Source organism: Halopelagius inordinatus (genome assembly GCF_900113245.1).
Classification (GTDB): domain Archaea; phylum Halobacteriota; class Halobacteria; order Halobacteriales; family Haloferacaceae; genus Halopelagius; species Halopelagius inordinatus.
Map to the genome: position 1 here is coordinate 1 of NZ_FOOQ01000014.1, position 4,658 is coordinate 4,658.

At 56.5% G+C, this 4,658-nt stretch carries 1 tRNA gene and 2 rRNA genes; all 3 read left to right on the forward strand.

Annotation, left to right across the window (positions count from 1 at the left end):
* Positions 1 to 1,295: ribosomal RNA gene (locus BM167_RS18025) — 16S ribosomal RNA — on the forward strand; the annotation flags it as partial.
* 100 nt (positions 1,296 to 1,395) lie between these two features.
* A tRNA-Ala gene (locus tag BM167_RS18030) sits at positions 1,396 to 1,467 on the forward strand.
* Between the two features lie 212 nt (positions 1,468 to 1,679).
* A 23S ribosomal RNA gene (locus BM167_RS18035) occupies positions 1,680 to 4,595 on the forward strand.
* Positions 4,596 to 4,658: the final 63 nt, after the last annotated feature.

A 4,658-nucleotide genomic window follows, 5' to 3' on the forward strand; every position in this document is an offset into this window, starting at 1 on the left:
GGGAACTGGAAACGTTCCGACGCTGTAGGATGCGGCTGCGGTCGATTAGGTAGACGGTGGGGTAACGGCCCACCGTGCCGATAATCGGTACGGGTTGTGAGAGCAAGAGCCCGGAGACGGAATCTGAGACAAGATTCCGGGCCCTACGGGGCGCAGCAGGCGCGAAACCTTTACACTGCACGCAAGTGCGATAAGGGGACTCCGAATGCGAGGGCATATAGTCCTCGCTTTTCTGTACCGTAGGAAGGTACAGGAATAAGAGCTGGGCAAGACCGGTGCCAGCCGCCGCGGTAATACCGGCAGCTCAAGTGATGACCGATTTTATTGGGCCTAAAGCGTCCGTAGCTGGCCAAGCAAGTCTGTCGGGAAATCCATCCGCTCAACGGATGGGCGTCCGGCGGAAACTCCTTGGCTTGGGACCGGAAGGCTCGAGGGGTACGTCTGGGGTAGGAGTGAAATCCCGTAATCCTGGACGGACCACCGATGGCGAAAGCACCTCGAGAAGACGGATCCGACAGTGAGGGACGAAAGCTAGGGTCTCGAACCGGATTAGATACCCGGGTAGTCCTAGCTGTAAACGATGTTCGCTAGGTGTGGCACAGGCTACGAGCCTGTGCTGTGCCGTAGGGAAGCCGAGAAGCGAACCGCCTGGGAAGTACGTCCGCAAGGATGAAACTTAAAGGAATTGGCGGGGGAGCACTACAACCGGAGGAGCCTGCGGTTTAATTGGACTCAACGCCGGACATCTCACCAGCCCCGACTACAGTAATGACGGTCAGGTTGATGACCTAGCCACGAGCTGTAGAGAGGAGGTGCATGGCCGCCGTCAGCTCGTACCGTGAGGCGTCCTGTTAAGTCAGGCAACGAGCGAGACCCGCACTCTTAATTGCCAGCAACAGTTTCGACTGGTTGGGTACATTAAGAGGACTGCCGCTGCCAAAGCGGAGGAAGGAACGGGCAACGGTAGGTCAGTATGCCCCGAATGGGCTGGGCTACACGCGGGCTACAATGGTCGAGACAATGGGTTACTACCTCGAAAGAGGACGTTAATCTCCTAAACTCGGTCGTAGTTCGGATTGAGGGCTGAAACTCGCCCTCATGAAGCTGGATTCGGTAGTAATCGCACTTCACAAGAGTGCGGTGAATACGTCCCTGCTCCTTGCACACACCGCCCGTCAAAGCACCCGAGTGAGGTCCGGATGAGGCCATCGCAAGATGGTCGAATCTGGGCTTCGCAAGGGGGCTTAAGTCGTAACAAGGTAGCCGTAGGGGAATCTGCGGCTGGATCACCTCCTAACGTACGGGATCAGGCCGTCGCGCCTGACCCACCTGCTCGGTCCACGTGGACCATTCGACATTCGCCGAACGGGCACCTTAGAACTACCAAGGCTAACTGGGCCCATAGCTCAGCGGTAGAGTGCCTCCTTTGCAAGGAGGATGCCCGGGGTTCGAATCCCCGTGGGTCCATCTCTGGGTTAGCCTCGAATCGTGCCCCTTAAGTGTGGGCACGAATTGAGTGTTAATCCCGAAAGAACTGATGCACTATCCCGCGAAAGCGCGGATAGGAAGGGTTCGACGGACGCTCCCGGAAAGACACCGGGACGTTCGATGACGACCGTATGTACGTGCAATCCAGACGCCCACTGAACCCGTTTCATCGGGATAGTGGACGTCCGAAACACAACTGGCTACTGTGCCAGCTGGTGAATGGCTCGGCTCGAGAGCCGACGAAGGACGTGCCAAGCTGCGATAAGCCTCAGGGACCCGCATGGAGGGGAAGAACTGAGGATTTCCGAATGAGAATCTCCACCGCAATTGCTGTGCGCAATGGGGAACGCTCCGAATTGAAACATCTTAGTAGGAGCAGGAACAGAAAGCAATCCGCGATGTCGTTACTAACGGCGAGTGAACGCGACACAGTCCAAACCGAATCCGCAAGGAAATGTGGTGTACGGACATCCTATAACGGCTTTCAACACGACGAGAAGTCTCCTGGAACGGAGCGCGATACAGGGTGACAGCCCCGTACCGTCGTCGCGAAAGCCCGAGGTTGTTCCAGAGTAGCAGGGGTTGGATATCCCTTGTGAATCCCGCAGGCATCGACTGCGAAGACTAAACACTCCTCGAGACCGATAGCGAACAAGTAGCGTGAGCGAACGCTGAAAAGCACCCCGTCAAGGGCGGTGCAATAGGGCCTGAAATCAGTTGGCGATAGAGCGACAGGGCATACAAGGTCCTTCGAAAAACGACCGTGGGGCGACCCACCAGTAGAAATCGAAGGAAGCCGATGTTCTGTCGTACGTTTTGAAAAACGAACCAGGGAGTGCACTTGATTGGCAAGTCTAACCGGATTATCCGGGAAGGCGCAGGGAAACCGACATGGCCGCAGCGCTTTGCGCGAGGGCCGCCGTCCTCAAAGGCGGGGAGTCAATCGGGTGCCACCCGAAACCGAGTGATCTACGCGGGGGCAGGATGAAGCGTGCCGAAAGGTGCGTGGAAGTCCGTTAGGGTTGGTGTCCTACAATACCCTCCCGTGACCCGTGCGTAGGGGTGAAAGGCCCATCGAACTCGGCAACAGCTGGTTCCAGCCGAAACATGTCGAAGCATGACCTCAGCAGAGGTAGTGTGTGAGGTAGAGCGACCGATTGAAAGACCCGCCTCCGAGAGGAGTCGGCCTTTCTGTCGAACTCCGAACTTACACACGCCGTCGAAGCTGGGAGTCCGGACTGCGGGGTAAGCTTGTGGTCCGTGAGGGAGACAACCCAGAGCTGGGTTAAGGTCCCCAAGTGTGGATTAAGTGCGACCGAAGGTTGTCCCGAGCCCTAAACAGCCGGGAGGTGAGCTTAGAAGCAGCTACCCTCTAAGAAAAGCGTAACAGCTTACCGGCCGAGGTTCGGGGCGCCGAAAATGATCGGGGCTCAAATCCACCACCGAGACCTAGCAGCAGACATTAATGTCTGACCTAGTAGGCTGGCATTCTGAATGGGTGGAAGCATGGGTGAGAACTCGTGTGGACCGTTCAGTAACGAAAATCCTGGTCACAGTAGCAGCGATAGTCGGGTGTGAACCCCGACGGCCTCAAGAGCAAGGGTTCCTCGGCACTGCCACTCAGCCGAGGGTTAGCCGATCCTAAGTCTTGTCGTAATTCGAGCAAGACAAAAGGGAAACTGGTTAATATTCCAGTGCTACCATGCGTTGAAAGTCGACGCTTTGGGAAACATCGAGCCGGGCTTTCGCCCGGTCGAATCGCGGAAATTCGTGGATGCCGTAACGGCACGAAGCGAACGAAGCGCGAGATAGCGAAAGTCGATGGTACCTAGAGCCCGTGAAAAGACGAGCATGGTACTCGTACCGAGATCCGACACAGGTGCTCAGGCGGAGAAAGCCAAGGCCTGTCGGGATCAACCGACGTTAGGGAATTCGGCAAATTAGTCCCGTAAGTTCGCGATAAGGGATGCCTGCTTTTGACCAAGCAGGTCGCAGTGACTCGGACGCTCCAACTGTCTAGTAACAACACAGGTGACCGCAAATCCGCAAGGACTCGTACGGTCACTGAATCCTGCCCAGTGCGGGTATCTGAACGCCTCGTACAAGAGGAAGAAGGACCCGTCAACGGCGGGGGTAACTATGACCCTCTTAAGGTAGCGTAGTACCTTGCCGCTTCAGTAGCGGCTTGCATGAATGGATCAATGAGAGCGTCGCTGTCCCAACGTTGGGCCCGGTGAACTGTACGTTCCAGTGCGGAGTCTGGAGTCCCCCAAGGGGAAGCGAAGACCCTATAGAGCTTTACTGCAGGCTGTCGCTGAGACGTGGTCTCCGATGTGCAGCATAGGTAGGAGCCGTCACACAGGTACCCGCGCTAGCGGGCCACCGAGGCACCATTGAAATACTACCCGTCGGCGACTGCGACTCTCACTCCGGGAGGAGAACACCGGTAGCCGGGCAGTTTGACTGGGGCGGTACGCGCTCGAAAAGATATCGAGCGCGCCCAAAGATTTCCTCACGCGGGTCGGAAACCCGTGGAAGAGCGCAAGAGCACACGGAAGTCTGACAGTGATATTCCCAACGAGTATCGCTGACGCGAAAGCGTGGTCTAGCGAACCCACAAGGTTCCTCAATGGGACCTGTGGATGACAGAAAAGCTACCTTAGGGATAACAGAGTCGTCACCGGCAAGAGCACATATCGACCCGGTGGCTTGCTACCTCGATGTCGGTTCCCTCCATCCTGCCTGTGCAGAAGCAGGCAAGGGTGAGGTTGTTCGCCTATTAAAGGAGGTCGTGAGCTGGGTTTAGACCGTCGTGAGACAGGTCGGCTGCTATCTATTGGGGGTGTCAAGGTATCTGACGTGAACGATCGTATAGTACGAGAGGAACTACGATTGGTCGCCGCTGGTGTACCGGTTGTCCGAGAGGGCAGTTGCCGGGCAGCTACGCGACACGGGGTAAGAGCTGAACGCATCTAAGCTCGAAACCCACATGAAAAAGAGATACCATAGAGGTCACTCGTAGAAGACGAGTTCGATAGACTTGGGGTGTACGCGCCGAGGCAACGAGGCGTTTAGCCCGCAAGCACTAACAGACCAAGCCATACTCATACTGCATCGGACCCACCATATTCCGATGAAACGGGTTCAGGCGTTAACTGGATTGCACGTAC